Here is a 24,369-nt window from a genome sequence, read left to right as displayed (position 1 = left end):
CGTTATGCGTCGCGGCGGTCGAAGGTCAGTCCGCCGGGGACCTGGAAGGTGGGCATGAGCTCGAGCATGCCCACATTCACGTGGCGCGGGGTTTCAATGGCGTAATCAAGGGCATTGACGATGTCGTCCGTGGTGAGCGACTCGTAGCCCTCGTAGTAGGTCTGCCAGGCTTCTTCCATGGCCTCGGGGCTGCCGCCCAGGTTGCGGCCGAAGATTTCGGTCTCCACCCGGCCGGGGCAGATTTCGGTGACGCGGATGCGCTTGCCGACCGTGTCGTTGCGCAACTGCCGGGAGATCTGGTGCACGGCGGCCTTGGTGGCGTGGTACGCGGTGTGGCCGTAGAAGTTGTAGAGCCCGGCGATCGAACTGATGTTGACCACGTGGCCCAGGTCCCGCTCCACCATGCCGGGCAGCACCAGCCGGGTGAGCTGCAGCAGGCCGCGGAGGTTGACGTCGATGAGTTCGTCGATGTCCTGCTCGGAGGAGTCCAGGATGTTGCCGGTCCGGGAGACCCCGGCGCAGTTCACCAGGACGTCCACCTTGAGGTCGCGGACGACGCCGGCCAGGCCGGCGGTGTCGGTCAGGTCCACCACATGCGGGACTGCTCCCGTGCGGTCGGCCAGTTCGGCGAGGCGTTCCTCGTTGCGGGCCACCGCGTGCACGGTCAATCCGCGCTTGGCGAGACGTTCGGCGATGGCCGCGCCCATGCCGGTGGACGCTCCGGTGACGAGGGCTGTGGTGTAGTCGGAAAAAGGCACAGGGACTCCAATAAGTGGTAAATGGCGGGGCTCTTAGGTCCGGCAATGGGCTGGGCGTAGTGGTTGGCAGGGGGTTAGGGATCGCGTAGCGGTTTGTGGGTGCGGTCCCGGGCGGTGGGACGGGCATTCATGATGTTCAGGCTCCTGACGCCGGGCTGAGTTCGTGCCAGCGCTGGCCGGCGCCGACCCCCAGGAGTCCAAAGACTGTGTTCACGGTGTTCCGGAGTCTGTCCAGCTCCAGGCAGGCTGTGCGGTGCATGGCTGTTGCTTCAGCCACGGTTGTCTTTCTGAAGGTGACGGTGTGTCCGGGCCTGGACTGTGCCAGGACATCCAGGGAGCGGCTTGTGACGACCCCCAGGACCGGATAGCCCGCCGTAACGCCGCGTCCCCGGTGCAGGACCAGCAGTTCGTCCCGGGACGGAACCTCGATGGCCCCCACCGGGACACCGCGGGAGAGGACCTCGGAGGTGAGTTGGCGTTCGGGAAGTGCGCCGCCGAGCCGGAGTCCGATGTGGTTGCTTCGGGGGCTCACGGTGTACTGCGTGGTGAAAAGCAGGTCTGCGGTGTCGCCGAATTCGGCTACGTCCGGCCCGTCGGTGACGTCGATGACCGGGTGGGTGGTGAATTCCGGCTTTGCCAGCCCCAGCCGGAACAGGGGCAAGCCGAAGTATGGCTGAGTGAGGGGCGCGGTGGTCTTTTGCGTTGCAAGCCGGGTGCCCTCAACAAGTTTCAGTCCGAAGCCCACCACCGTGTCCGGTGCGCAACTGCCCAGCAGCGTGGGGACAGTGAAGGATCCGCGGACGGCGATGTAGGCCCGGAGACCGGTGCGGATTCCGCGGACCGCCACTGTTTCGCCGGCCCGTACGGAGACGGGCTCCCACTGGGGGCAGTCGCGGCCGCCCACCGAGAGGTCCAGCGGCGCGCCGGTCACGGCGATCAGCAGGTCCGTGGTGGCGCGCATCCTGAAGTCCAGGGCGGTTAGTTCCAGCAGCGGATCGTTGTCCCCGTTGCCGGCCAGGATGTTCGCGGCCTTGGCCGAAAACTGGTCCAGGGCGCCGTTGACGGGAAGTCCGAATGCAGGACCCTTCGTCCGGCCAAGGTCGGTGACGACGGAGTGTCCGGGCTGAAGGACGATAAGTGACCCGGTCATGGCCGGGCCTCCAGGAACTGCCCCTCGTACTTTCCGAAGTCCTCCGCGGGAATGCGGTAGAAGCGCAGTTCATCGCCGGGGACGTAGGGCACCAGGGGTTCGCGTGCTGCGTCCAGGACCGTAAGGGGGGTCTGGCCGATGACGCACCAGCCTCCTGGTGCGACGGCGGGCGCGATCACGGCTTGGCGTCCGGCCACGGATACTGCACCGGCGGGTACGGACAGCCGCGGGTCTTTGAGCCTGGGGACGGGGACCGGGAAGTCTGGTCCGTCCATCATGGGCGAGCCTGCCGGCGCTCCGAGGCAGCGGATGACGTAGGTCTTGGCCGTGTGCCGGGCGATCACGTCCTGGACGTCCAGGCCCTGGTGCTCTGCCACGCTTTCCAGGTCCGGCCCGTAGCTGCCCCCGTACACGACCGGTACCTCGAAGCGGCGCGGCTCGCGCAGGGTGGTGCCAACAAAGTCCAGCTGGCGCATCCCCAGGAGGATGAACGCCCTGACCTGGCGGGCGGAGGTGAGGTAGGGGTCGAATTCGACCAGGACGGAGTCGTAGGTGGGAACGGCGCCATGGATGCCTTCGACGCCGGCGGTCGCCAGCCAGCCGGCCAGGGAGTGGACCGTGGCCCAGTTGGCTTCTGCGTCACCGGCCTGTGCCACCACACGCAGGGCGGCGTCGCCTGACTCGTAGATGTCCAGCATTGTCCGGCTGGTTGTCGTTGGGGCGGCCATGGTCAGGAAACCTTTTGCTTTGCGGCGAGCACTTGTGCCAACGGGGCAATGGTGACGCCTGCGGCGATCAGTTCGCTGCGAACCAGGCGGGCAAGTTCGACGGCGCCCGGATTGTCGCCGTGGAGCAGCACCGTGTCGGCATGGATGGCGATGTCGCTGCCGGAGACTGTTTCGATGAGTCCTTCGGTCACCATCCGCACAGTGCGCCGGACAATGACGGAGGGGTCGTGGATCACGGCGCCGGGCCGGCTGCGCGGCACCAGAGTACCGTCATCCTGGTAGGCGCGGTCCGCGATGCCAACGATGGCCACCCGCAGGCCGCGCTCCGCCGCCGCAGTGGCGAGTTCACCGTCCTGCGCCAGGATGATCAGCTTCGGGTCCACCCGGGCGGCGGCATCTGCTACGGCTCGGGCGTAGTCCGCGCGGGTGGCCACCAGGTTGCCCAGGCGGCCGTGGGGAGCCAGGTGGGAGACGGTACCGCCGTGGTAGGCGGCAAACGCCGACAGGGCACCCAGCTGGTAGATCACATCGTTGCGGACTTCGTCAGCCGTGAGGTCCATGGCCCGGCGGCCGAAGCCGCGAAGATCCGGGAAGCTCGGGTGGGCGCCGATGCCGACTCCCGTCCTGACACATTCAGCCACGGTGGCGTCCATGATGTCAGGGTCCCCCGCGTGGAAGCCGCAGGCGATGTTGGCGCTGGAGACGATTTCCAGGAGGGCGTTGTCGTCGCCGATCGAGTAGGCGCCAAAACCTTCACCAAGATCCGCTACGAGATCAACTGTGGGCATTGCGGGCCTTCCTCTGCTGGTGCTGCGGGTGTAAATCAGTGTGGCATCGGGATTGGAGCCACACAAAGACGAATGCGGTATCACGCTATAGGGAACAGTTATGACCTTTAGGGGCGCTATTGGCGACCCCGAAAAATTCAAGCGGCCCTTATTTCGTAACAACAAGACTGGCTTTTCCAACAAATTTTTTCCTGCTTATGCACAAAACATATGCCGGCATCAAAACCGGCGATGGCTTGGGCCGGGATAGAATGATCTGGTCATTGGAAAAGTCATCTGCAATTAACCTATGCCCGAGACTCGGATCACACAAAGACGTATTGCCTGTCCCGCCATAGCGCCAACGTATGACCCCGCATGCTGTGCCGTCCCCGGCTGGAAAAGAGGAGCGCTATGGACACCCGGAAGCTGGCGTACTTCGTGAAGATCGTCGACTCAGGAAGCATCACCAAGGCGGCCGCCGCCCTCCACGTCGCCCAGCCGGCGCTGAGCCAGCAGGTGTCGGCCCTGGAAACGGAGCTGAAGCAGCGGCTCCTGATCCGGAGCAAGCAGGGCGTGGAGCCCACGGCGGCCGGCCATACCCTCTACCGGCACGCCCAAACCATCCTGCGCCAAGTGGAGCAGGCAAGGATCGATGTGGCAGCTTCAGGAGCGGCACCTTCCGGGCGCGTCTCCATAGCAATCGCTCCCTACAGCATGGCCTCAAGCCTTACCCCGCGGATTATCCGCGAAGTAGGGCGGCGCTACCCCGACATCGTGCTGCACCTGACGGAGATATACGGCGGCGTACTCAGCGAGGCCATCAAGAACGGGCGGCTGGACATGGCCCTCATCTATGAACCGGGGCCCATCCGGGGTGTGCAATTCACCACCCTCATCGTCGAGGACCTGTACCTGGTGGTCAACGCCGCGCGGGAGCTTCCGGTGGATCCCGGGGCCGGCACCATCGCCCTGGAAGCGGCGGCCACGCTGGGCCTGTTCCTGCCCGAACGGATCCACACCCTCCGCCAGGTGGTGGAGGCGGGCTTCGACAGCAAGGGCCTCACGCTGCACCTGGTGGGGGAAGTGGAATCGGTGCCGTCCCTGACCCGGCTGCTGCGCAGCGACCTGGGTGCGACCATCCTGCCAAAGTCGGCCGCGGATGCCCTGTTCCATGAGGAGGACTTCCGGGTCCTGCGGATCACCGGGCCTGCACTCCAGTGCAAGATCGCGCTGTGCACTCCGGACCACGAACCGCTCTCTGAGGCCGGTTCCGCCGTTCTGCTGGTGCTGAAGGAAATGCTCCAGGAAATGCTGCGCAGCAAATACCAGCCGCTTTCCAGCGGAACACCCTCCGCTGGCGCGGATGCATCATAAGCGGCCCTTATCAGGTCACGCTCCATTCGTCTTATCCATGGATTTTGCTGCGTCCTAGGATAAAAGCCATAAAGGTTCGCCAACGGCGTTTACCCGGCACAAATGATTCCCTTGGAGCCCAGCATGAAAAAGATCACCAGCCTGCAATACCGGAAATCCTCGGAACGAAGGATCCAGCTTAAGGCCAGCACCGGTTCGCATTGCCCCACCAATGGTTTCTGGCGGGCCGAGGACGGCGCTGCCTCGGATCCGGTGTTTGTCTTCGAGGGCAGCATGATGCCGCCGGGCAAGCGGGGATCCACCATGTGGTACCTGGACGACTCCCAGGTGGGGCCGCCTGCGTATCTTCTTCCCGGGATGAACTGAGGTGGCTTGAACCACCGCACCGCCGGCGGCCAACAGAAGGCCCGGAGTTCCAGAAGGAACTCCGGGCCTCTGTGGTTTAACCCCATCGGTGTGAAGCTACAGCGCAGGTTCCAATTCGGCGTCCTCCACCAGCAGCCCCTTGGCCTTCAGGACCTCGGTCAGCTTGCACAACTCGATGGTGGTGCCACCCTCCTTGTAGCGGCGGATGAGGTCGTCCTCAGCGTCCACGCGTGCCTGCGACAGCCTGATGACTTCCTCGATCTCATCCTTGCGGACCACCACCACACCGTCGGCATCACCCAGCAGGACATCGCCCGGGTAGACAATTTCGTCGCCGAACACCAGGGGATGGTTGATCGGGCCAATGGTTTCCTTGACGGTCCCCTTGATGCAGACACTGCCGGAGAACACCGGCAATCCGAGTTCAATCAGGTCCTTGGTGTCGCGGACGCCTGAATCCGTAACCATACCCGCCAGGCCTTTCGCCTTCATGGCGTTGCCCAGCACATCGCCGAATGTCCCGGCTTCCTCGTACTCACCGGCTGCCACCAGGACAACGTCGCCCTGCTTGGCGTAGTGAATGGCCACCTGAAGCATCAGGTTGTCCCGCGGTGCACAGACCACGGTGACGGCGGGGCCGCAGAAGGACATGCTGCGGTCAATCGGCTTGATCTTCGAACTCAGCGCACCTTTGCGGCCCTGGGCTTCATGCACGGTGGCAGATGAGAACTTGGAGAGCCGCTGAACGGCATCTTCGGAAGGGCGGTCGAATTTCGTTTTGACATGGATCATGAGGTGCTCCTGTTTTGTAGAAAGCGTGGGCAAAGCAGTGATTGGGTCAGGCCAGCGCCCTGACGGCCTTTTCGATGGCAGCGATGGAATCCTCGATCACCGGCAGGCCGGTGGCATAGGAAATCCGGAAGTAGGGGCTTAGTCCGTACGCCGAACCCTGGATGACGGCAACGGACGCCGCTTCCAGGAGATACAACGTGAAGTCCTCGTCGTTGCTGATCCGCCTGCCGTCGGGTGTCGTCTTGCCGATGACCCCGGCGCAGTTGACGTACGCGTAAAAGGCGCCTTCCGGCGTCGCGCACTGCAGGCCATTGACCGCGTTAAGCCCGGCGACTGCCGCATCACGCCGTTCGCGGTACACCTCCACGCTTTCGCGGACGAACGCATGGTCTCCCGTGAGCGCCGCGGCGGCAGCCGCCTGGCTGATCGAGGACGGGCAGGAGGACATTTGGGACTGCAGCTTGTTAATGGCAGCCACCAGGGGCGCCGGGCCGCCGGCGTAACCCAGCCGCCATCCGGTCATCGCGTAGGCCTTGGAGACCCCGTTGGTGACCAGCACACGGTCCTTAAGCTCAGGGGCAACGGCCACGAGACCCGTTATGGGCTCTTCGCCGAAGTGGATCTCGTCGTAGATCTCATCGGTGAGGACATAGACGTCAGGGTGGTCCTTGAGGACGGCGGCCAGGCCTGCCAGTTCTTGGCGGGAGTAGACCGCTCCGGTGGGGTTGGAGGGCGTGTTGAGGATGACCCACTTGGTGTGCTCCGTCAGTGCGCCTGCCAGTGCCTCGGGGGTTAGTTTGAAACCGGTGTCCTCACCACAGGAAACGATGACGGGGGTGCCTTCGTTGGCGAGCACCATGTCCGGGTAGGAGACCCAGTACGGCGCTGGAATGACAACTTCGTCGCCCGGATCGAGGGTGGCCATGAACGCGGTGAAGATGACCTGCTTGCCGCCTCCCCCGATGGTGATTTCGCCGGCGGTGTACTGCTGCCCTGTTTTGCGGTGCAGCGTCTGCAGGATGGCCTTTTGCAGTTCGGGCGTCCCGGTGACCGATGTGTACTTGGTTTCACCACGGTCGATGGCCGCGACGGCAGCGTCCTTGATGTGCTGGGGCGTGTCGAAGTCCGGCTCGCCGACCGTCAGGTCCAGGATCCGGCGGCCCTCGGCCTTGAGCTCCCGGACACGGGCCGCCGCGGCAACGCTGGGTGAGGATTTGATACGGGTTACGCGTGATGCGGGCACGAATTCAGGCATGGTGTCTTCCAGGCTTCCGGTACGGATGGGGGTGGTTCATTTGAGCCTAGGGAAGGAGCCGCCCCCTTGGATAAGACCTAAAGTGCGTGGACAGATAAGCAGCCCTTATGACGGAGCACCTAGAACTTTCGCCTATTGCTCCAAGTACTTTCGGTATTGCCCTGCCGGTTTGACCGGGGCGTAACCTGCAGGGTGGATAACGGGCCCAATGAAGGCACACCGCCGGCCCCCGCGACGCCTCCACGTCCGACGGGCGGGAAGCCGCGCGGGCAGGCGAACACCAACGGAGACAAGGAGCAGAGGTGCCCGGCAGAAAAATTCACGATCAGATACCTCCGCGTACAGCCAGGACCGGCACGGGCGCGGCCGGCGTGGCAGCGTACCGGTACCGCGGCGTCCCGAAGCCGGACCCCGCCACGGCCCGAGCCCAACAAGTCCTGGCCATGCTGGCCCAGCTGAGGACGACCCTCGCACTTCGGTCCAGCAGGGTACGTGCCCTCACCGCCGAGTTGGGTGATTGCCTTGCCCAGGCCGTGTGCGATGGCGTGAAGGTTGCCGCCGTCGCGAAGGCCGCCGGACAGCCTGCAGCAAGTATCCGGTCTGCCGCGCTGGCACGCGGCGAGCTGTACCCGTCCGGCCAAACCCGGAGCGGGCATCTTCACCTCATTGCGGGATTGGCTTCAGAGCTGGCGGCAGCAGAAGGCGCCCGGAGCGACGCGGAAGAACAACGAACGCAGGTTCTGGCCCTGGCCAGGAAATCCCGGCTCCTTGACGACTACCAACTTGCCGGGGCAAGCGGGCTTAAGTCCGACGAAATCCGCAAAATGACCAGGGGCGTCGGCTTGCGTGTGGCCCAGCCGCAGTAATCGTCCCGCCTGATCCCCGGCCGGCGGGCCGGCGGGCCTTCCGCCCTCCCATCCCCGTTCCACGGCGAGCTTCCGTGTTGTCCAAGGTCTCCGGTCCTTCGACTCCAAGCCATAACAAATCGCTATGTAGGTACATAAAAGCCGACTTTGTGTGACCCATACCGCAAACGTTAACTTGATGTTTGAGGCCGGTCCGCAAAGCCGTAAACACGATTTGCGAGAGAGCTCACAGCAGGACCAACAGGACATTCCATTCAAGATCTCTTTCCGAGAGCCCAGGTTTAGCGGCAACCGGTGTTCACCCATCACCCACGGAGACGAAATGACAGAAACCACACTTCCCAGGAAGACCCCGGTCAAGGCCGCAATCGCGGCCTGGATCGGTACGACGTTGGAGTACTACGACTTCGCGGTGTACGGCACCTCGTCGGCGCTGGTTCTGAACGTGCTCTTCTTTTCACCCGAGCTGCCCCAGGGCCTCAGCGTACTGCTCGCCATGATCACCTTCGCGGTCGGCTACGCGGTGCGCCCCCTCGGCTCCCTCATCCTGGGGCCGCTGGGCGATCGTCGCGGCCGCAAGTTCGTCATGATGATCACACTGTTCGGCATCGGCGGCTGCACCTTTCTGATCGGGTGCCTGCCCACATACGCCCAAATCGGGCCTCTTGCTCCAGTCCTGCTCGTGCTGATCCGCGTCATCCAGGGACTGTGCCTTTCCGGCGAGCAGCCCAGTGCCATCACCATGAGCCTGGAGCATGCTTCCGAAGGCCGGCGCGGGTTCCTCGCGAGCTTCACCACTTTGGGTTCCTCCTCGGGCACGCTGCTCACCCTGCTGGTCTTCATCCCGATCGCCGCCATGCCCTCGGAGCAGTTGCTGAGCTGGGGTTGGCGGCTGCCGTTCTGGGCCTCCGCCCTCGTAGTCGTCGCCGCCTACCTGATCCGCCGCCACATTGAGGAGCCGCCGGAGTTCGTAAAGGCCCAGGCCGCCAAGGTGAACGTTGCTCCCCTCCGGCATCTTCTGCGCTTCCACTGGCGTGCGGTGCTGCGGATCGTGTTTTGTGCCCTCATCGCGGGCACGAGCTACATGATGCAGACCTTCTCGGTGGCATTCGGTACCGCCGGATACAAGCTGGATAAGCCGACCATGCTCCTGACGACCACAGTCTCGGCCGTGATCGCGCTCGGCATCACGCCCCTGGCAGGATTCCTTGTGGACAAGATCGGCCGCAAAACGATGTTCCTCATCGCAACGGGCGGCGTGGGCGTCACGATGGTCCCCTACCTGTGGTCAATCACGACCGGGAACTGGTCGCTGATCTTCCTGTTCGGCATCATCAACTACTCCCTCTTCTACTCAATGGTGAACGCGTCCTGGCCGTCATTCTTCGCGGAGATGTTCCCCGGCCGCCTGCGCGTCTCCGGACTCGCCCTTGGGACTCAGGTCGGCTTCGCCATCTCGGGCGTCATCGGCCCCGTTCTCTCGACAGCCCTCGCTGGCCCCGACCTGAAAGATTGGGTCGGACCGTCCATGGTCGCGCTCGGGTTCATGGTCCTGGCCGGAGCCTCAGCCCTGACCGCCAAGGAGACCAAAAAGTACACCCTCAAGGAGCTCGACGAGGTGCAGCAGAGCGAACGGGAAACGTCCGTCCTCACGGCCGCGGCCATGTCCCCAAGCTCAGCTGCCCGCGGCCTCGCCGGTTAGACCCAAAAGCTGGATGACGGGATATCTCCCTTGAGATGATCACGGACTCGCTGAACGTCCCACAACGTTGATTCAGTTGTGAACAAGTGAAGACCTCTTAATGACGGCACCAACAGCCAACCACTAAGAGGTCTTCCTGTCGCCAGGGCCGCTCCGGCTGGCTGCAGCACGCCAACCAAAACTTCAACGGCCGCGGCCACCGGCCCGAAGCACGACGGGATCCGCAAGCTGACCAGGGGCATCGCTGCACCGTAACGGCCCGGGCACCTGAGTCCGGTCCGGAAGACCCTGGCCCGCCGCCCCAATAAGTGCTGGGATAGTGCCGGCAACTGCTGGCGATGTGGAGGCGATGGGCATGGCACGGTTGAACGGGCGTATTGCGTTGGTGACCGGTGCCACCGGTGGGATCGGGCGGGCAGTGGCTGCCGGCCTTGCCCGCGAAGGCGCAACTGTCGTGGTGGTGGGCCGGACCGTGGCGCGTGCCCAGGCGGCGATGGCCGATATCCGGACCCGCGTTCCGGGCGCGGAGCTTGAGCCGCTGGCCTGCGACCTGTCACTGCAGTCTTCCATCCGCTCTGCCGTGGACGGGTTCCGCTCCCGTCACGGCAGGCTGGATGTGCTGGTGAACGCGGCCGGCGTGTTCCGCAAGGAACGCCTTGAAACTGCCGAAGGGCTGGAGCTCACCTTCGCCACCAACGTGATGTCCTACTACCTGGTCACCGGGCTCCTGCTGGACGATCTCGGGAAGGGTGCGTCCGCCGCCCTGCCGTCGCGCGTCATCAACATCGCGTCCAAGTACGGCAATGTCCGGATCCCCTTCGATGACCTGCAGACGGCGAAGGGGAAATACAGCTTCCTCCGTTCCACGCCGCCCACCATGCTGGGCCGGGTCCTCCTGACCCAGGAATTCGCCGCCAGGCTGCGTGGAACAGGGGTGGTGGTCAACGCCGTCCATCCCGGACTGGTGAAGAACACGGGGCTGTTGCAGGACGTGGGCGGCCCGTTCCGGTGGATCACGAACACCCTGGGAAAGTCGGCAGAGAAGGCTGCCGACACGCCGCTCTGGCTGGCAACCTCACCCGAGACGGCGGTGCTGACCGGCAAGCTGTGGGCAGGCCGGAAAGAGCTTCCCACCCCCGGCATGGGTTCTGACCCGGAGGCGCGGCGGCGGCTGTGGGACGCCTGTGCCGGTCTGGCGGGGACTGACTTCCGGTGAGCGCCACCGTTCATGCCCGCCGCACGGGCCGCATGCCGGGGCGGCGCCGGATGCCGGGGCACGGGAATTTGTTGCCCGCGTCCGGCGTTGTCGATCTGTCCAGAACAATCTGGACATCAGCAGCTGGACAGGAGAACACACCACATGTCAGTTGACTACGACGCTCCACGGGTCACGCCCGAGGAAGAGCCGAACGTCGCCCTGGAGGAGCTGAAGTCCGATAAGTCCGGCCGCCGGGAGGCAGCTCCCGATATGGACGAAACGGACCTGGCGGACAGCTTCGAGCTGCCCGGCGCGGACCTCTCCAACGAGGAACTCCTCATCCAGGTGGTCCCGGTGCAGGCAGACGAATTCACCTGTATGTCCTGCTTCCTGGTCCACCACCGCAGCCAGTTGGCGCGCGAGAAGGATGGCAAGAAGTACTGCAAGGAATGTGAGGGCTAGCAGGGGCACGACGGCCAACTGCGTTCGGTTTCCAACCATTGGAATCTGCACTCGTGGCCGGAGCGATGGACAGCCATGATGTAGGTCACGCTCCGGCAAAGGCCGGCCGACTGGAAAGAAGGAAACCATGTCCCTCAGCGTTGAGGAAATGAACAAGCAGCTCCCGGCGGCCAACGTGCTGCCCGGAGAGGCAGTCCCGTATTACATGGCGTCGGGCGAGGGCGCGCGCTACGAAATCAACGGCCAGTTAGTAACTGTCATCGCCCGCGCCGCCGATACGGGCGGCATCTTCAGCGCGGCCTACATCTCCGGCGGAATGGGGACCGAATCCCCCTTTGTCAGCCACAGCATCGAACACAAGACCCTCTACGTCTTCGACGGGATCCTGCACGTCTGGCTGCCCGGCGAGAGCAGGATCCTCACCCCCGGAGACTCGGTGGTCATCCCGCCGAACACCCCGCACGCCTACCGGATGGCGAGCCACTACACGCGGTTCCTGAACTGGATGACGCCCGGCGGCGGCGAAAAGTACTACGAGCGGGTGGGCACGCCCATCGATTCGCACATCCCGCCGGTGCGCGCGGGACACAAGGCCAGCCTGCAGGAGCAGGCGGAGGTGGGCGCCGAGTTCGGCATCACCTTCCCCGACGTCCAGCGCGTGGCGCCGTCGTTCAAGCACGACGCCGGCCTCCCGCCTGCGCAGAGCCCCTACTTCCTGAGTGCCGGGGAGGGTGAGCGGCTGGTCAGCTACCAGACCATGTTCACCTACCTGTCCCGGCCGGCGAACACCGGTTCGAACTACTTCGCCGTGCACACCAAGGGCGCCAAGTCCCCCTACATCCCGTTGCACTTCCACTCACAGCACACGGAAAACTTCCTCTGCACGGAGGGCCGGATGTGGCTGTACGCCAACGGCCGGGAAATGCTGCTGACCAAGGGCGACTTTGTGCACGCCCCCGCCGGGACCATCCACTCGTTCGCGTTTGACGCCCACAACACCCAGATGGTGGGGTTCCTGACGCCGTCCGTCTTCAACGGGTTCTTCGAGTACTTCAACCAGCCCACCGAGGACTACATGTACACCGAGGGCGGCGAACCCTATATGGACATGGAAGGTTTCGGCCGCGCCCAGGCCGAAATGGACCTGACGGTGGTGGGGCCGCCGCCCCAGCGCCGCGCGGCACTGGACATCCCCTAACCGCTGCTCCCAAGGCCAGGGCCCGGACTTCCGAAAGGAAATCCGGGCCCTGGCTTTGTCATCAATCCATTGCTCCGTAGCGGCCGTTCCGGACACTCAAAACGGCAGTTACGGAGCAGCCGATGGGTATTGCCTGACAAGTTCGCGGCCGTAGTCGTTGCCGTTGGGGGTGCGGACCACGGTGTGCATGTGGAACGGGGCAGGTTCGTCGTTGCTGAGGAACACGCCGGTGTGGTGGTCCAGTTCCAGCACCACCACAGGGCTTTGCAGGCGGAAGTAGAAGGCCTCCTCCCCCTCCCAGCCGCCGATCCAGCTGAAGAACGATTCACCGTAGTGCTGCTGGATCTCCCGGCACCGCGCGGCGCGGGGCCCGTCCGGCAGGTAGGCGATGAAGTCATCCACCACCGCGTCCAGCAGTTCACGGGCCTCCGTGGGCATATCCCGCACGGGGATGCCCTCACAGGGGATCACCCGGTTGTCCTGGAAGCACCCGCCAAGGTGCCGCTCGTCGCCCGGGTGGAGGCGGCCTTCGGGCATGGCCGCGTCCACCATCGACGCGTAGACGGTGGCGCCAGCCCGGAGCTGGGCGGGCAGCGCGCCCATCAGCTGCCGGGCCAGGGCGATGCGCTCCTTGAACACCTTCACGCCCCGGTGCGGGCCGGCGTCGATCATGTCCGGTTCGGCGCCCATGAACACCGGCGACACCACCAGCTGCGTCCCCGCCACCAGGCAGTTCAGCGCCGCGTGGTGGCCGAAGAGCTGCCACCCCCACGGTTCGGTCCCGGACGGTTCGCCGTAGAGGGCAAAGTTGTAGCTGAACTCGTTCATGAGCAGCGGCAGCTCCACCAGGTCGCCCAGGAACCCGTTGATGCGCATCAGGTTCCGCACCAGCTCAAACCCCTGCGGGCTCAGGCTTGCTTCCACCACGCCCAGGGCAGCGTCGCGGACCGGTGGTTCCAGCTCATCCAGGCGCAGCCCGGTATCGTGCTGCATGAATTCGGGGTTGGCCCAGCTTTGCCACTCGGGCGCATCCACGGCGTAGCTGAGCTTCCGCGCCTGGTCCGCAGTGACGGTGCCCAGCAGCTTGCAGGCCGCGGCCACCATCTCCGCGGCAGGCGCTTCCTCCCCGGGCCGGGCCGGTGCCAGCGGGTACAGGCCTTCCCGGCGAACGCCGTCGCTGGTGATGCCGGTGAAGGGCTGCGGGTACAGCTTCTGCCAGCCTTCGATCATGGGCCCGGCGAACGGGTCGGTCTTGGCAGCTTCTGCGTACTCGCGGGCGTTCAGGCCCCGGATGTCCGCCACGCGCGGGTGGTCCGGGGGAAACAGGTAATCACGGAATGACGGCGTCGACACGGTTGCTCCTGGTGTTCTCAAGGGAAGTGGGCGACCATCCGGCCACCACGGATAGGGCTGCGCCCGCGGCGGGGGCGGAATTCCCGCGCCAGGCCACGTGCTGGTCCGGGCGGACCAGCACGGTGTTGGCGCCCCACACATGGGAAAGGGGCCTGCCGTCGTCGGAAGGTCCGACGACTGCGACGGTCACCGGAACGCCCGTCCGGGCGGCGGCCGCCAGCACCGGCTGGGCGACTTCAGCCGCGGTCGCGCCTGCCGCGCCGGCGTCCACCAGCAAGGTGAATCCGGTGCCCAGATGGCTGTACAGGGAGGTGCCGTCCGCCAGCCATGCGTGCGGCAGCAGGGCGCCCGGGCTGGCGGAAGGTACGTAGCGGATGGGGTCTTCGGCCGGGACTGGCAGGCCGTCGGGAACCACGAGGGCCGACTCCGCGTACGAGTAGCCCAGGACCAGGCCCAGGGAGTCGAACTCGCTCTGCTTCACGGCGAGCGCGTCGTGGGCAGCCCGGCGCGCAGCGTCACCACGGGTCCCGGCAAGCGCCAGGTGCGGATCCGCAAAATGGTACGCCAGGGCCTTGCCGTTCTCCGCGGCGTCGCGGATGGTGCGGGCTGCCACGGGCCGGCGTTCTTCCCCATAGCTGGGCAGGAGGCCGGGGCCTGCCCAGCCGTTGATGGCGGCGGCGAGCTTCCAGGCCAGGTTGGCGGCGTCGCCGATGCAGGTGTTGAAGCCGTGGCCGCCCCATGGCGGGTTGAGGTGGGCGGCGTCGCCCACCAGGAAGATGTTGCCGCGGCTGTACTCCGGGGCCAGCAGCATGCGGGCAGTCCAGGGGTCCGTGGCCACCACCTCGACGTCCACCTCAGTGCCTACCAGCGCCCGGACCATCGCGGCAGCATCGGCGGCGGTGACGGTCACGGCCGGATCCACGCCCTGGACAATCGCCCACCAGGTGTCGGTGCGGTCCATGGGCCCCACCATTCCCGAGGTCTCCGATCCCACCACCCAATACTGCACGGCAGGATCCAGCGAGACGGCGGAGGCCAGTGACCGTGAACGGAACAGGATGCTGATGTTGGACAGGGCTGCGGAGCCGCCCTCCAGGCGCATGCCCAGGCTGCGGCGCACCGCAGAGGATCCGCCGTCGGCGCCAATAACGTAGTTCGCGCGGATGGTGCGCCGGGTACCGGAAACATCGGCGATAACGACGGCGTACGGCGCCGTGGCTGCCACGCCTTCCGGATCAGCGGCATCTTCGGGAGCGGCGGCGTGGGAAAGTCCGGCGTGATGGCTGCCGGCTTCCTCTCCGCGGGCGCCCGGCCCCTGAACCTCCTGAACCTCCTGGACCTCCTGGACGGACCACCCGGTCACAAACGTGACCAGCGGGTTGTCCGCGACAGCCGCGCGGAGCACCTCTTCGAGGACCGGCTGCGGCACCTGCTGGCCGCACTCCGGCTGGGGCCCGTAGGTGCCGGGAACCAGCTGGAAGGCGTGCCGGAACCGGCGGAGTTCATGTGCGGAAGGCCCGGTGAGCGCGGTACAGAAGATGACGTCCTGGGCGTAGTCCACCGGCAGCGGCGAAGCCTTCCGGAGCGCGTCGGCAAGGCCCAGCCGGCGCAGGTGCGTCATGGTGCGGGCATTGGTGGTCTTGGCCCGGGGGCGGCTGGGGTCCACGGCGGTCCGGGGATCGATGACGGTGCTGGGGATCCCGCGGGATGCCAGGTCCAGGGCCAAGAACAGCCCGCTGGGGCCGCCGCCGGAAACCAGGACCCGCGCCTCCTCCGGGATGTCCGCGGGGCCGGCGTTCGGGAACGTGCTCATCAGGCACGGCTCCGGAGGGAGAGATCGCCCACGGGCGTGGTCAGGGTGCCGAGCTTCTCGATCTCCACCTCGACGGTGTCACCGGGCTGCAGCAGCCACTGCGGGGTGCGGGCGTACCCCACGCCTTCCGGTGTTCCGGTGGCAATGACGTCGCCCGGGTGCAGGGTGAACGTTTGGCTGATGAGCGCGATGATGGCCGGGACGGAGAAGATCATGTCGCGGGTGTTGCCGTTTTGGGCTTCGATTCCGTTCACGCGCGTGCGCACCTGCAGGCCGTCCCGCAAGTCGCCCACCTCGTCGCGGCTGACCAGTGGACCAAGGGGTCCGCTGAAGTCGCCGTTCTTGCCCAGGGTCCACTGCGACGTCAGTTTCTGGGCCCTGCGGGAGGTGATGTCGTTGAAGGTGGAGTAACCAAAGACGGCGCCGGCAGCTGTTACCTCATCCGCGGACTCGACGCGCCGGCCGATGTAGGCGGCCACTTCGCCCTCCCAGTCCAGTCCCGACTCGCCGGCCGGGACGGGAACCGGGACTTTGCCCACGGACAGGGACGCCGTCCAGCGGGCAAACAGGGTGGGGTACGGCGGCAGTTCCTGGTCCTTGAAGCTGCCTTCCGCCACGTGCGCCTTGTAGTTCAGGCCCACGCAGATGACCCGTGCGGACGCCGGGACGAGCGGCACTTCGGTGACGGTGCCGCGCTCCAGCCAGGCGCCGGCGTCGGACGCGTCATGCTCTGCCGCGTCGGCAACCAACGATGCCGCTTTGTCCTGCCAGCCTTCCGCGTCGGTCCAGAAGCCGGCGACGGGTGCCAGCGGGAGGACGCGGGAACCGGCGAGCGCTGCTGCCCAGGGTTCGCCGTGGTGCGTGATGCCAATGAACTGCATGGAGGTGCCTTTCGGGTGTGTTCCGGGCGCATGGCGCACCGAAGGAAGTGGGGAAATCAGTGCTGCTTTGCCTGCCGGCAAAGGAAATCAATGGTGGCGGCGGTTGCCTGCCCGGCCGCCGAGCTGCCGCCGTCCGGCAGCTGCCACATGTGGTCCGCGTCTTCCAGCAGGAGAAGTTCGACGGCGGCACCGGCACCTTCCAGCGCTGCGGCGAGGCTGGTGGACTGCTCCACGGGGACGAACCGGTCCGCCGTTCCGTGGATCAGGAGGAAGGGAGGCACGCCTGGATGCACATAGGTGAGGGGGCTGGCCGCCCTGGCCTTGTCCGGGGCGGCGGCCGGCTGCGCTCCGATCAACAGCGCTTCACGGGAGCCGGGGTCATCGGCGCGGGCTATGGCATCCGTCCTGGCCTGTTCGCCCATGCGTTCCAGGTCCGTGGGCGGGTACCAGGCCACGACGGCGGCAACCTGGTCATCGCCGTCGTGGTCCAGGGTGCCGGCCGGTTGGGAGGATCCGCCAGTCAGGCCCACGAGCGCGGCCAGGTGGCCGCCTGCCGAATCGCCCCAGGCGTAGATCCGGCGCGGATCCACGCCATAGTGGGCAGCGTGGGCGCGGAGCCAGCGGACCGCCGCCCTGGCGTCCAGCAGCTGGGCAGGGAAGGTGGCAACGTCCGTCAGGCGGTAGTCGGCGGAGGCCACCACGAACCCGGCGTCCACCAGCTGTTCGATGGGGCTGAGGCCGAAACCGTCCACCCCGGGCCCCAGCGAGGAACGCTCACCCATCCGCCAGCCGCCCCCGTGGAAGTGGATCACGGCAGGGCGTCCGCCCTGGTCCGGGCCCTCCCCGGGAGTACCGGGAAGGTAGAGGTCCAGCAGCAGCGGGACTGCGTTTTGGGGCCGGGCGAACTCGATCCCCCGTTGGATCCGCAGTACCGTCATCGTTGACTCCATGTATGCCGCGCCGTTTCTGTCCTGTGCCTTTGAGCGGGCCAATCCTGGGCTCCGCGTTCATGGACTCAACTCTGGGCCATGGACGGCTCCGGACGCGCCGCCGGTTTCACTGAATGAAACCCCTTCGGCTGCACCTTCCTTCTGTTCGAGCAGCGCCTTCTGTTCAAGGAGCGCCGTCTGTTCAAGGAGCGCCGTCCCAGGACTTGAACCTGACGCGGCGTTAGGTCCTACCGTTGGCGGTATGGAACATCTGGATGAACCGCGCTGGAGCATTGGCGAACTGGCCGCGGCCACGGGGGTCACTGTCAGGGCGCTGCACCACTACGACAGCATCGGGCTGCTCCAGGCAAGCGCCCGGACCGCGGCAGGCCACCGCCGCTACACAGGCCAGGACCTCAGGCGCCTCTACAGCATCCGGGCCCTGCGGAGCCTGGGGGTGCCGCTGGGCGGGATCGCCGCCGTGCTGGACCGGTCGGGTGGCAGTCCGGAGTCCATGCGGGATCTCCTGCAGCGCCAACTGGACGCACTGGACGGGCAGGCTCTCCAGCTCGGGCAGCTCCAGCGGACCATCAGGGACCTGCTGGGCCGCATCAACCAGGGGGACGCCGCCCCCGCTTATTTCATGACCGTTTTGGAAAGGATGACGATGTTCGAGAACTACTTCACCGAGGACCAGCGCCGGGAGCTCGAGGAACAGCGCAAACGGCTGGGCCCGGAAGCCACCGAGGAATCCCGGACCGAATGGGCCGGGATGGTCAAGGAGGGCCTGCGCCAGGTGGACGCCGGTGTCCCTGCCAACAGCCCGGAGGCGAGGGAGCTGGTGCGCCGCTGGGATGAGCTGGGCTCCCGGTTCCACAGCAGCGAGGGCACCAAGGCGGCCGCCCGCGCCATGTGGAGCGACAACAGCGCCGAACTCAGCAAGGACCTGCCGTGGACGGTGCAGCAGATGCAGGCACTGGTGGCTCACCTGCAGGAAGCCCGTGAGGCGGGATAACCCGCTGACCAAGCCCCTCAGCTGACCAGGACCTGGGTGGCGGATTCCTTCAGCTTGCCGTTGGCCCACTTCATCTGGCGGATCGTCTGGGGATGGCACTTTTCGGCCAGGGCCAGCAGGTCCTTGTCCTTCATTCCCTGGGCAGCCTGGGCCAGCAGCTCCCAGTCGGCCGAGACCCCACACGCCATCAGGTACAGCTCCCGGAGGTCCCGCAGCAGCAGCATCCCGGTTTCCGGACGCCGGCCCACCATCTCACTGCCCTTCTCGCGAAGGGTCTCCATCAGCCCCGCTTCGCCGCGCGGCTCCGGGTCCAGGTCCTGGCCGTAGTTCCTGCCGATCTCCGCGATGTCCCGCACGTGCTGCTGGGACCAGCGCGCCAGGTCACGGGCCAGATGGTAGATCTCGTGGTCCACTTTGTGGCGCTCCGAGATGACCAGCAGGTGGTGTGCCAGGTCGTTCTCGGAGCGGTGCATTTCCTGAAGTACAAGCCCGAATTTCATCGTGCCCCTCCTGCCGTGCCGGTTTCTTCGTCAGCCAGGGCGGCGGCGGTCCCCTTGGTCCTGGCCTCTTCCGGGAAGTCGCCGACGGGAGCCGACGCCGTGGTGGTGGGCGCCAGGGACGGCCCGTCACCGCCGGAAACCCGGGTAATGCGCGCCGCCGCTGTCTTGAAGATGGGCTGCTTGGAGGCGGCGTCCCAGTCCGTGATGGTCAGCTCATTGGCCGCCCGGCCCGGGCCGTCCGGCCGGTGGCCGCCGTTGGTGTCCCAGTAGCCGTAGTGGAACGGCAGGAACAGCACCCCGTTCCGGATCCCGCTGATCCGCACCCTGGCACGGACTGAACCGCGGGGTGTCTCCACCTCTGCAAGGTCGCCCTCGGCAATCCCGTACGCGCCGGCGTCGTCCGCTGACAACTCCACCCAGACGTCCGGCGCGGCCGCCTGCAGCTCCGGCGCCCGGCCTGTCTTGGTGCGGGTGTGGAACTGGTAGAGCGTGCGGCCGGTGATGAGCTGGAGCGGGAAGTCCCGGCTGGGCAGCTCGTGCGGCGGCATGTACTCGGCGGCTTTGATGATGGCCTTGCCCTCCGGGTTGAGGGCCTTGTATTCGGACGGCTCCACGGGCGCCCCGGTGATCAGGTCGCGGCCGTACGTTTCGCAGTACTCCGGGTGTGCCCAGAACTTCCCGTCGGCATAGATGCGCTCCGTGCCGTCCGGGTTTTCCTCGTTGCACGGCCACTGGATGCCGGAGCCGCCGCGCAGCTTGTCATAGGTGATGCCGGTGTAGTCGCAGGGGCGGCCGCGGGTGCATTCCTTCCACGCTTCGAAGGCGGACTCTGGATCGTGCCACTTGATCAGCGGCTGCCCGTCCCTGTCCTGCAGGCCCATCCGGTGGGCGTAGTCGATGAAGATTTCCAGGTCGGGCCGGGCCTCACCGGGTGGGTCCACGGCCTTCTCCGACAGGTGGACGGTACGGTCCACGTTGGTGAAGGTGCCCGTCTTTTCGCCCCAGGTCGCAGCTGGAAGCACGACGTCGGCCAGCTGGGCGGTCTCGGACAGGAAGATGTCCTGCACCACCAGGAACAGGCGGTCCCGTTCCAGGATGCTGCGGATCCGCTTCAGTTCGGGCAGCGAAACGGCGGGGTTGGTGCCGCTGACCCACAGCATCCGGATGGAGCCGTCCTCCGCGTACCGCATCATCTGCATGACGTGCGTTGGCGGTGAGTAGTGCGGGATGGACATGGGGTCGATGTTCCACACCCTGGCGAGGTCCTGGATGTGGGCGTCGTTGGACCAGTTGCGGAAGGCGGCCAGGTCGCCGTCGGCCCCGCATTCGCGGGTGTTCTCCGCGGTGGGCTGGCCGTTCATCTGCAGGATGCCGCAGCCTGGCTTGCCCAGCATGCCGCGGATGATGTTGATGTTGTTGACCTGGACAGCGGCGGCGGTGGCCTGGTTGGACTGGTAGAAACCCTGAAGCACCGTGGACAGCAGCCGCTCGGCGTGGCCGATGATACGGGCGGCTTCGGAGATCTGCTCCGCCGGGACGCCGCAGATCTCCGCCACCAGTGCGGGCGGGTAGTTCCTGACCTCTTTTTCGAGCTCCGGGAACCCCACCGTGTGGGCCTTGATGTACTCGTGGTCCACCCAGCCGTTGGCGATGATGTCGTGCAGGATCCCATTCATCAGGGCCACGTTGGTGCCCGGCCGTGGCGCCAGATGCAGGGTGGCCGCCTTGGCCACGGGGGTGAGGCGGGGATCCACGCAGATGATCTTGGGCGGGTTGGGTCCGGCCAGGCGGTCCAGCATCCTGGTCCAGAGGACGGTCTGGGTTTCCGCCACGTTGTGCCCGTAGAGGGCGATCACGTCCGCGTGGTCCACGTCCGTGTAGGAGCCGGGCTGGCCGTCGCAGCCGAATGATTCCTTCAGCGCCTCTCCGGCAGTGGCAGTGCACAGGCGGGTGTTTCCGTCCACGTGATTGGTGCCGATGCCGCCGTGCGCCAGGGTCCCCAAGGTGTAGTACTCCTCGGAAAAGAGCTGGCCCGTGGTGTAAAAGCCAATGGCGCTGGGGCCCTGTTCGGCCAGCAGCGCCTTGGAACGGTCCACCACGCGCTGCATGGCCGTGTCCCAGTCGGTTTCCACCAGCTTTCCGCCCTCGCGGATCAGGGGCGTGGTTAGCCGGTCGGCTGACGCGTTCGCCTGCCAGCCGTACAGGTCCTTCGGTCCCAACCGGCCGTGGTTGACGCGGTCCACAGCCCGGCCGCGCACCCCGACAATGCGGTTGTCCTTGACCGCGATGTCCATGGCGTCGCCGTTGGAGTGCAGGAGGGACGCCGTCTGGACCCACCTGTCCACGTCCTCCGGGGCCACCCCTTCGGCCAGGTGGGTGTCCACCCTGACCGGCCACTCACCGCCACTGCCGTACGGTGTCCTTGTCCCCCATGGTTCAGCTATTCGGTCAATCCGAGCCATCTGTCCATCTCCTGTCCGGAACCGGCAGGCAACATCGGGAACGACGTTGTCCCTACCCGATCCTGTACCCACGAAGTACGGATGGAAACAGGCCGGCTTCCAGGCCGTGGAGCGTGACGGCGCTGGTCAGGCCTGCTTTTCCTGCAGCGGGCGCCGGGCGAGCCAGGCAGCCACGATGGCGCCGGAAATGTTGTGCCACAGGGAGAAGACGGCGGACGGGAGCGCCGCCAGCGGGCTGAAGTGGGCGGTGGCCAGGGTCGCCGCCAGGCCGGAGTTCTGCATGCCCACCTCGAAGGCGAGGGCTCGGCGCGCCTTGTCGTCCAGGCGTCCGATTTTGCCGGCGAGGTAGCCCAGGCCCAGGCCAAAGCCGTTGTGCAGCACCACGGCAAGGAACACAATGGCGCCGGCCCCGATGATCTTGCCGGCGCTGCCGGCCACCACGATGGCCACGATCAGGGAGATCACGACGGCGGACGCCCACGGCAGTGCGGGCAGCACCTTTGCGACGAGCTTCTTGAGGAAGAGCCGGGCGAGCAGGCCTGCCACCACCGGCAGCAGCACGGTCTTGACGATGTCCAGGACCATGCCGGCGGCGTCGATCTGAAGGTAGGAACCGGCCAGGAACAGGACCAGCAGCGGGGTGACGATCGGGGCGATCAGGGTGGAGACGGATGCCACCGCCACCGAGAGGGCAACGTCGCCCTTGGCCAGGAACGCCATCACGTTGGAGGCCGTACCGGAGGGTGCGCATCCCACCAGGATGACGCCGACGGCCAGCTCGGGCTCGAGGTTGAGGGCGCCGGCGATCAGCCAGCCGGCCCCGGGCATGATGATGTAGTGGGCAACGATGCCCAGTGCCACCGCCCACGGACGCTTGGCCACGGCGGCGAAGTCCGGCGGAGTCAGGGTCAGGCCCATGCAGAACATGATGATGCCCAGCAGGTAGGGCACGCTGGGCGCCATGGGTTTGAAGACCCCGGGGAGCAGGAAGCCGATGACACCTGCGGCCACCACCAGGATGGGGAACATCGTCACCGCGATGCGGGCGATCTTGCTCTCCGCTTGCAGCGCAGGGTTGACGGGTGTCCCGTCCGGGGAATTATGGGATTTAGTTGCCTCAAGCATCCAACCATGCTGTCACCGGCTGGTATGGTTCCGCCAATTGATGACCGTGAACGGTAACAACGGCGGAACCATACGGGCCAGCGGGCACCTGCCCCGTTTTGGTGCTCAGAGCTGCTTGCGGAGCTCCATCTTGCGGATCTTGCCGCTGGCCGTGCGGGGCATGTCCGCCACCACCACCAGCGACTTGGGAATCTTGTACCGGGCCAGCCGGCCGTCCAGGAAGCTGCGCAGCTGCTCCTCCGTCAGCGATTCGCCCTCCCGCAGGGTCACGATGGCCTGGGGAACCTCGCCCCATTTGTCATCGCTAACCCCGATGACCGCCACGCTGCTGACAGCCCTGTGCTCCGCGATCACGGCTTCCACCTCGGCCGGGTAGATGTTTTCCCCGCCGGAGATGATCATGTCCTTGAGCCGGTCCGAGACGAACAGGAAGCCTTCCTGGTCCCGGTAGCCCATGTCCCCGGAGCGGAACCAGGCCCCGTCCGCGTAGCTGGCGGCGGTGGCCTCCGGCCGGTTCCAGTACTCCTTGATCACATTGGGGCCGGAGATCTGGATCTCCCCCACCCCGCCCGGGTCCACTGCACCGCCCATCGGGTCGGCGATCCGGACGTCCGTGAAGAAGTGCGGCAGGCCTGCCGAGCCCGCTTTGTCCCGGGACCTGTCGACTGGAAGCATGGTGGCGCCCGGCGCTGTTTCGGTCATGCCGTAGCAGCTGGTGAAGCCGATGCCGCGGTCCTCGTACGCATCCAGGACGCGGCGGGGGATGGCGGAGCCGCCGCAGGTGAGCTTGTCCAGGGAGCTGACGTCCGCCGCGGCCCATCCCGGATGCTCGCAGAGGAGCTGGAACGTGGTGGGCACGCCGTTAAGGGTGGTCACCTTGTGCTCCTGGATGAGTTCCAGGACCCTGGCGGGATCGAACTTCGCCTCAAGCACCACGGTGGCACCCTTCAGCAGCATCGGCAGCAGGCCCATGTCCAGCGACGCCACATGGAACAGCGGCGAGATCATCAGCGCCACATCGTTTCGGTTCAGGTCCATGTCCACGATGGTGTTGATGCAGTTCCACGTGATGTTCCCGTGGGTCAGCAGGGCACCCTTGGGCTTGCCCGTGGTGCCGGAGGTGTAGAGGATCATCGCCGCGTCATCGTGCCCCACCGGCACGTCGGCGGGATCCGGTGCCGCAGCCTGCAGCGCCTCCTCGTAGGGTGCCACCTCACAGGGAACGACGGCGGCGGGTGAGGTGCCGGCGGAAGGTTCAGTCCCGCCGTCGGCCGCTACAACCAGCCGGTGGGTGACGCCCGTACCTTCCAGGGCAGCAGCGGCAGACGCCCCCAGGGCGCCGGCGTTGACCAGGAGCCGGGCCCCGGAATCCTGCAGCTGGAACTGCAGTTCCGGCGGAGCCAGCCGGGTGTTGAGCGGCACGAAGATGGCACCGAGCAGGCCGCAGGCAAAGAACGTTTCCACGAAGGAAGGGTGGTTCTCGCCCAGGTAGGCCACCCGGTCGCCCTTTGCCACTCCCCTGTCCCGGAGCGCGCTGGCCAGGCGGTCGGTCCTGTCGGCCAACTCTTCATAGCTCAGCGTGCGGGCTCCGGACAGGATGGCTGCCTTGGCGCCTGACTTCCGGCGGCGGCGGTGCAGCCAGGATCCAACTCCGTTGTTGTCCATGGTTCTC

At 66.2% G+C, this 24,369-nt stretch carries 22 protein-coding genes; 8 read left to right on the top strand and 14 right to left on the bottom strand.

What is annotated here, in order from left to right:
• Nucleotides 1-2 precede the first annotated feature (2 nt).
• The 4 genes from LDO14_RS02020 to LDO14_RS02005 form a co-directional block, all read right to left on the bottom strand.
• Nucleotides 3-758, bottom strand: coding sequence for an SDR family oxidoreductase (locus tag LDO14_RS02020; protein ID WP_056388221.1), 756 nt, complete (start codon nt 756-758; stop codon nt 3-5).
• A 136-nt stretch (nt 759-894) separates the two neighbouring features.
• Nucleotides 895-1,908: a biotin-dependent carboxyltransferase family protein gene (locus tag LDO14_RS02015; protein ID WP_056388223.1), complete on the bottom strand. Its 1,014-nt coding sequence runs from the start codon at nt 1,906-1,908 to the stop codon at nt 895-897.
• Complete coding sequence (locus tag LDO14_RS02010; protein WP_056388225.1) at nt 1,905-2,636, bottom strand: carboxyltransferase domain-containing protein; 732 nt, start codon at nt 2,634-2,636, stop codon at nt 1,905-1,907. Before LDO14_RS02010 ends, LDO14_RS02015 begins: the two co-directional genes overlap by 4 nt.
• A 2-nt stretch (nt 2,637-2,638) precedes the next feature.
• Nucleotides 2,639-3,424 (bottom strand): 5-oxoprolinase subunit PxpA, encoded by a 786-nt coding sequence (locus LDO14_RS02005; protein ID WP_056388227.1) that lies wholly within the window; start codon nt 3,422-3,424, stop codon nt 2,639-2,641.
• Nucleotides 3,425-3,817: 393 nt separating this feature from the next.
• On the opposite strand from LDO14_RS02005, the gene nac reads away from it, so the two are divergent.
• Nucleotides 3,818-4,780, top strand: a complete 963-nt coding sequence (gene nac, locus LDO14_RS02000; protein ID WP_056388229.1) for a nitrogen assimilation transcriptional regulator NAC — start codon at nt 3,818-3,820, stop codon at nt 4,778-4,780.
• Between the two features lie 123 nt (nt 4,781-4,903).
• Entirely contained in the window at nt 4,904-5,146 is a 243-nt protein-coding gene (locus LDO14_RS01995; RefSeq protein WP_056388231.1) for a hypothetical protein, read from the top strand.
• A 96-nt stretch (nt 5,147-5,242) separates the two neighbouring features.
• Here LDO14_RS01995 and LDO14_RS01990 read toward each other — a convergent pair whose 3' ends face one another.
• Both LDO14_RS01990 and LDO14_RS01985 read right to left on the bottom strand, forming a co-directional pair.
• The gene (locus LDO14_RS01990) at nt 5,243-5,938 is read right to left on the bottom strand and encodes a 4-carboxy-4-hydroxy-2-oxoadipate aldolase/oxaloacetate decarboxylase (protein WP_223993509.1); all 696 of its coding nucleotides are present in this window, start codon (nt 5,936-5,938) and stop codon (nt 5,243-5,245) included.
• A 46-nt stretch (nt 5,939-5,984) separates the two neighbouring features.
• Complete coding sequence (locus LDO14_RS01985; RefSeq protein ID WP_018772099.1) at nt 5,985-7,193, bottom strand: aspartate transaminase; 1,209 nt, start codon at nt 7,191-7,193, stop codon at nt 5,985-5,987.
• Between the two features lie 302 nt (nt 7,194-7,495).
• Between LDO14_RS01985 and LDO14_RS01980 the strand changes: the two genes are divergently transcribed.
• The 5 genes from LDO14_RS01980 to LDO14_RS01960 all read left to right on the top strand — a co-directional run bounded on the left by LDO14_RS01980 (nt 7,496) and on the right by LDO14_RS01960 (nt 12,619).
• Nucleotides 7,496-8,059, top strand: coding sequence for a hypothetical protein (locus LDO14_RS01980; RefSeq protein ID WP_223993506.1), 564 nt, complete (start codon nt 7,496-7,498; stop codon nt 8,057-8,059).
• 322 nt (nt 8,060-8,381) lie between these two features.
• The gene (locus LDO14_RS01975; protein WP_056388237.1) at nt 8,382-9,761 is read left to right on the top strand and encodes an MFS transporter; all 1,380 of its coding nucleotides are present in this window, start codon (nt 8,382-8,384) and stop codon (nt 9,759-9,761) included.
• Between the two features lie 355 nt (nt 9,762-10,116).
• Nucleotides 10,117-10,977 carry an SDR family NAD(P)-dependent oxidoreductase gene (locus tag LDO14_RS01970; protein WP_223993504.1) on the top strand — a complete coding sequence of 287 codons (861 nt, stop codon included), beginning with the start codon at nt 10,117-10,119 and terminating at the stop codon, nt 10,975-10,977.
• Nucleotides 10,978-11,121: 144 nt separating this feature from the next.
• Entirely contained in the window at nt 11,122-11,421 is a 300-nt protein-coding gene (locus tag LDO14_RS01965) for a DUF4193 domain-containing protein (protein ID WP_018772148.1), read from the top strand.
• Nucleotides 11,422-11,548: 127 nt separating this feature from the next.
• On the top strand, nt 11,549-12,619 hold the full coding sequence (locus LDO14_RS01960) for a quercetin 2,3-dioxygenase (protein WP_144600923.1): 1,071 nt from the start codon (nt 11,549-11,551) through the stop codon (nt 12,617-12,619).
• 108 nt (nt 12,620-12,727) lie between these two features.
• On the opposite strand, the gene LDO14_RS01955 is transcribed toward LDO14_RS01960, so the two are convergent.
• From LDO14_RS01955 to LDO14_RS01940, 4 genes are read right to left on the bottom strand one after another with little or no spacing between them, the layout of a single operon-like run.
• Nucleotides 12,728-13,972, bottom strand: a complete 1,245-nt coding sequence (locus tag LDO14_RS01955; protein WP_223993502.1) for a DUF3500 domain-containing protein — start codon at nt 13,970-13,972, stop codon at nt 12,728-12,730.
• Nucleotides 13,950-15,785: an FAD-dependent monooxygenase gene (locus tag LDO14_RS01950; protein ID WP_223993500.1), complete on the bottom strand. Its 1,836-nt coding sequence runs from the start codon at nt 15,783-15,785 to the stop codon at nt 13,950-13,952. The genes LDO14_RS01955 and LDO14_RS01950 overlap by 23 nt, the downstream gene beginning before the upstream one ends.
• The gene (locus LDO14_RS01945) at nt 15,785-16,666 is read right to left on the bottom strand and encodes a fumarylacetoacetate hydrolase family protein (protein WP_223993488.1); all 882 of its coding nucleotides are present in this window, start codon (nt 16,664-16,666) and stop codon (nt 15,785-15,787) included. Before LDO14_RS01945 ends, LDO14_RS01950 begins: the two co-directional genes overlap by 1 nt.
• A 56-nt stretch (nt 16,667-16,722) precedes the next feature.
• The gene (locus LDO14_RS01940) at nt 16,723-17,604 is read right to left on the bottom strand and encodes an alpha/beta hydrolase (RefSeq protein WP_223993487.1); all 882 of its coding nucleotides are present in this window, start codon (nt 17,602-17,604) and stop codon (nt 16,723-16,725) included.
• A gap of 253 nt (nt 17,605-17,857) precedes the next feature.
• Between LDO14_RS01940 and LDO14_RS01935 the strand changes: the two genes are divergently transcribed.
• Nucleotides 17,858-18,610 carry a MerR family transcriptional regulator gene (locus LDO14_RS01935; RefSeq protein WP_018772154.1) on the top strand — a complete coding sequence of 251 codons (753 nt, stop codon included), beginning with the start codon at nt 17,858-17,860 and terminating at the stop codon, nt 18,608-18,610.
• 17 nt (nt 18,611-18,627) lie between these two features.
• Here the strand turns inward: LDO14_RS01935 and LDO14_RS01930 are convergent, their stop codons facing one another.
• The 4 genes from LDO14_RS01930 to LDO14_RS01915 form a co-directional block, all read right to left on the bottom strand.
• A complete protein-coding gene (locus tag LDO14_RS01930) occupies nt 18,628-19,110 on the bottom strand; it encodes a hypothetical protein (protein ID WP_018772155.1) in 483 nt (160 codons plus the stop codon).
• Nucleotides 19,107-21,572 (bottom strand): nitrate reductase, encoded by a 2,466-nt coding sequence (locus tag LDO14_RS01925; RefSeq protein ID WP_223993486.1) that lies wholly within the window; start codon nt 21,570-21,572, stop codon nt 19,107-19,109. The genes LDO14_RS01930 and LDO14_RS01925 overlap by 4 nt, the downstream gene beginning before the upstream one ends.
• Before the next feature lie 126 nt (nt 21,573-21,698).
• Nucleotides 21,699-22,697 carry a bile acid:sodium symporter family protein gene (locus tag LDO14_RS01920; protein ID WP_018772157.1) on the bottom strand — a complete coding sequence of 333 codons (999 nt, stop codon included), beginning with the start codon at nt 22,695-22,697 and terminating at the stop codon, nt 21,699-21,701.
• Nucleotides 22,698-22,802: 105 nt separating this feature from the next.
• The gene (locus LDO14_RS01915) at nt 22,803-24,362 is read right to left on the bottom strand and encodes a long-chain fatty acid--CoA ligase (RefSeq protein WP_018772158.1); all 1,560 of its coding nucleotides are present in this window, start codon (nt 24,360-24,362) and stop codon (nt 22,803-22,805) included.
• Between the last annotated feature and the right edge of the window lie 7 nt (nt 24,363-24,369).

Source organism: Arthrobacter sp. NicSoilB11, from assembly GCF_019977375.1.
Taxonomy (GTDB): domain Bacteria; phylum Actinomycetota; class Actinomycetes; order Actinomycetales; family Micrococcaceae; genus Arthrobacter.
This window is presented reverse-complemented; position numbering and strand designations above follow the sequence as displayed.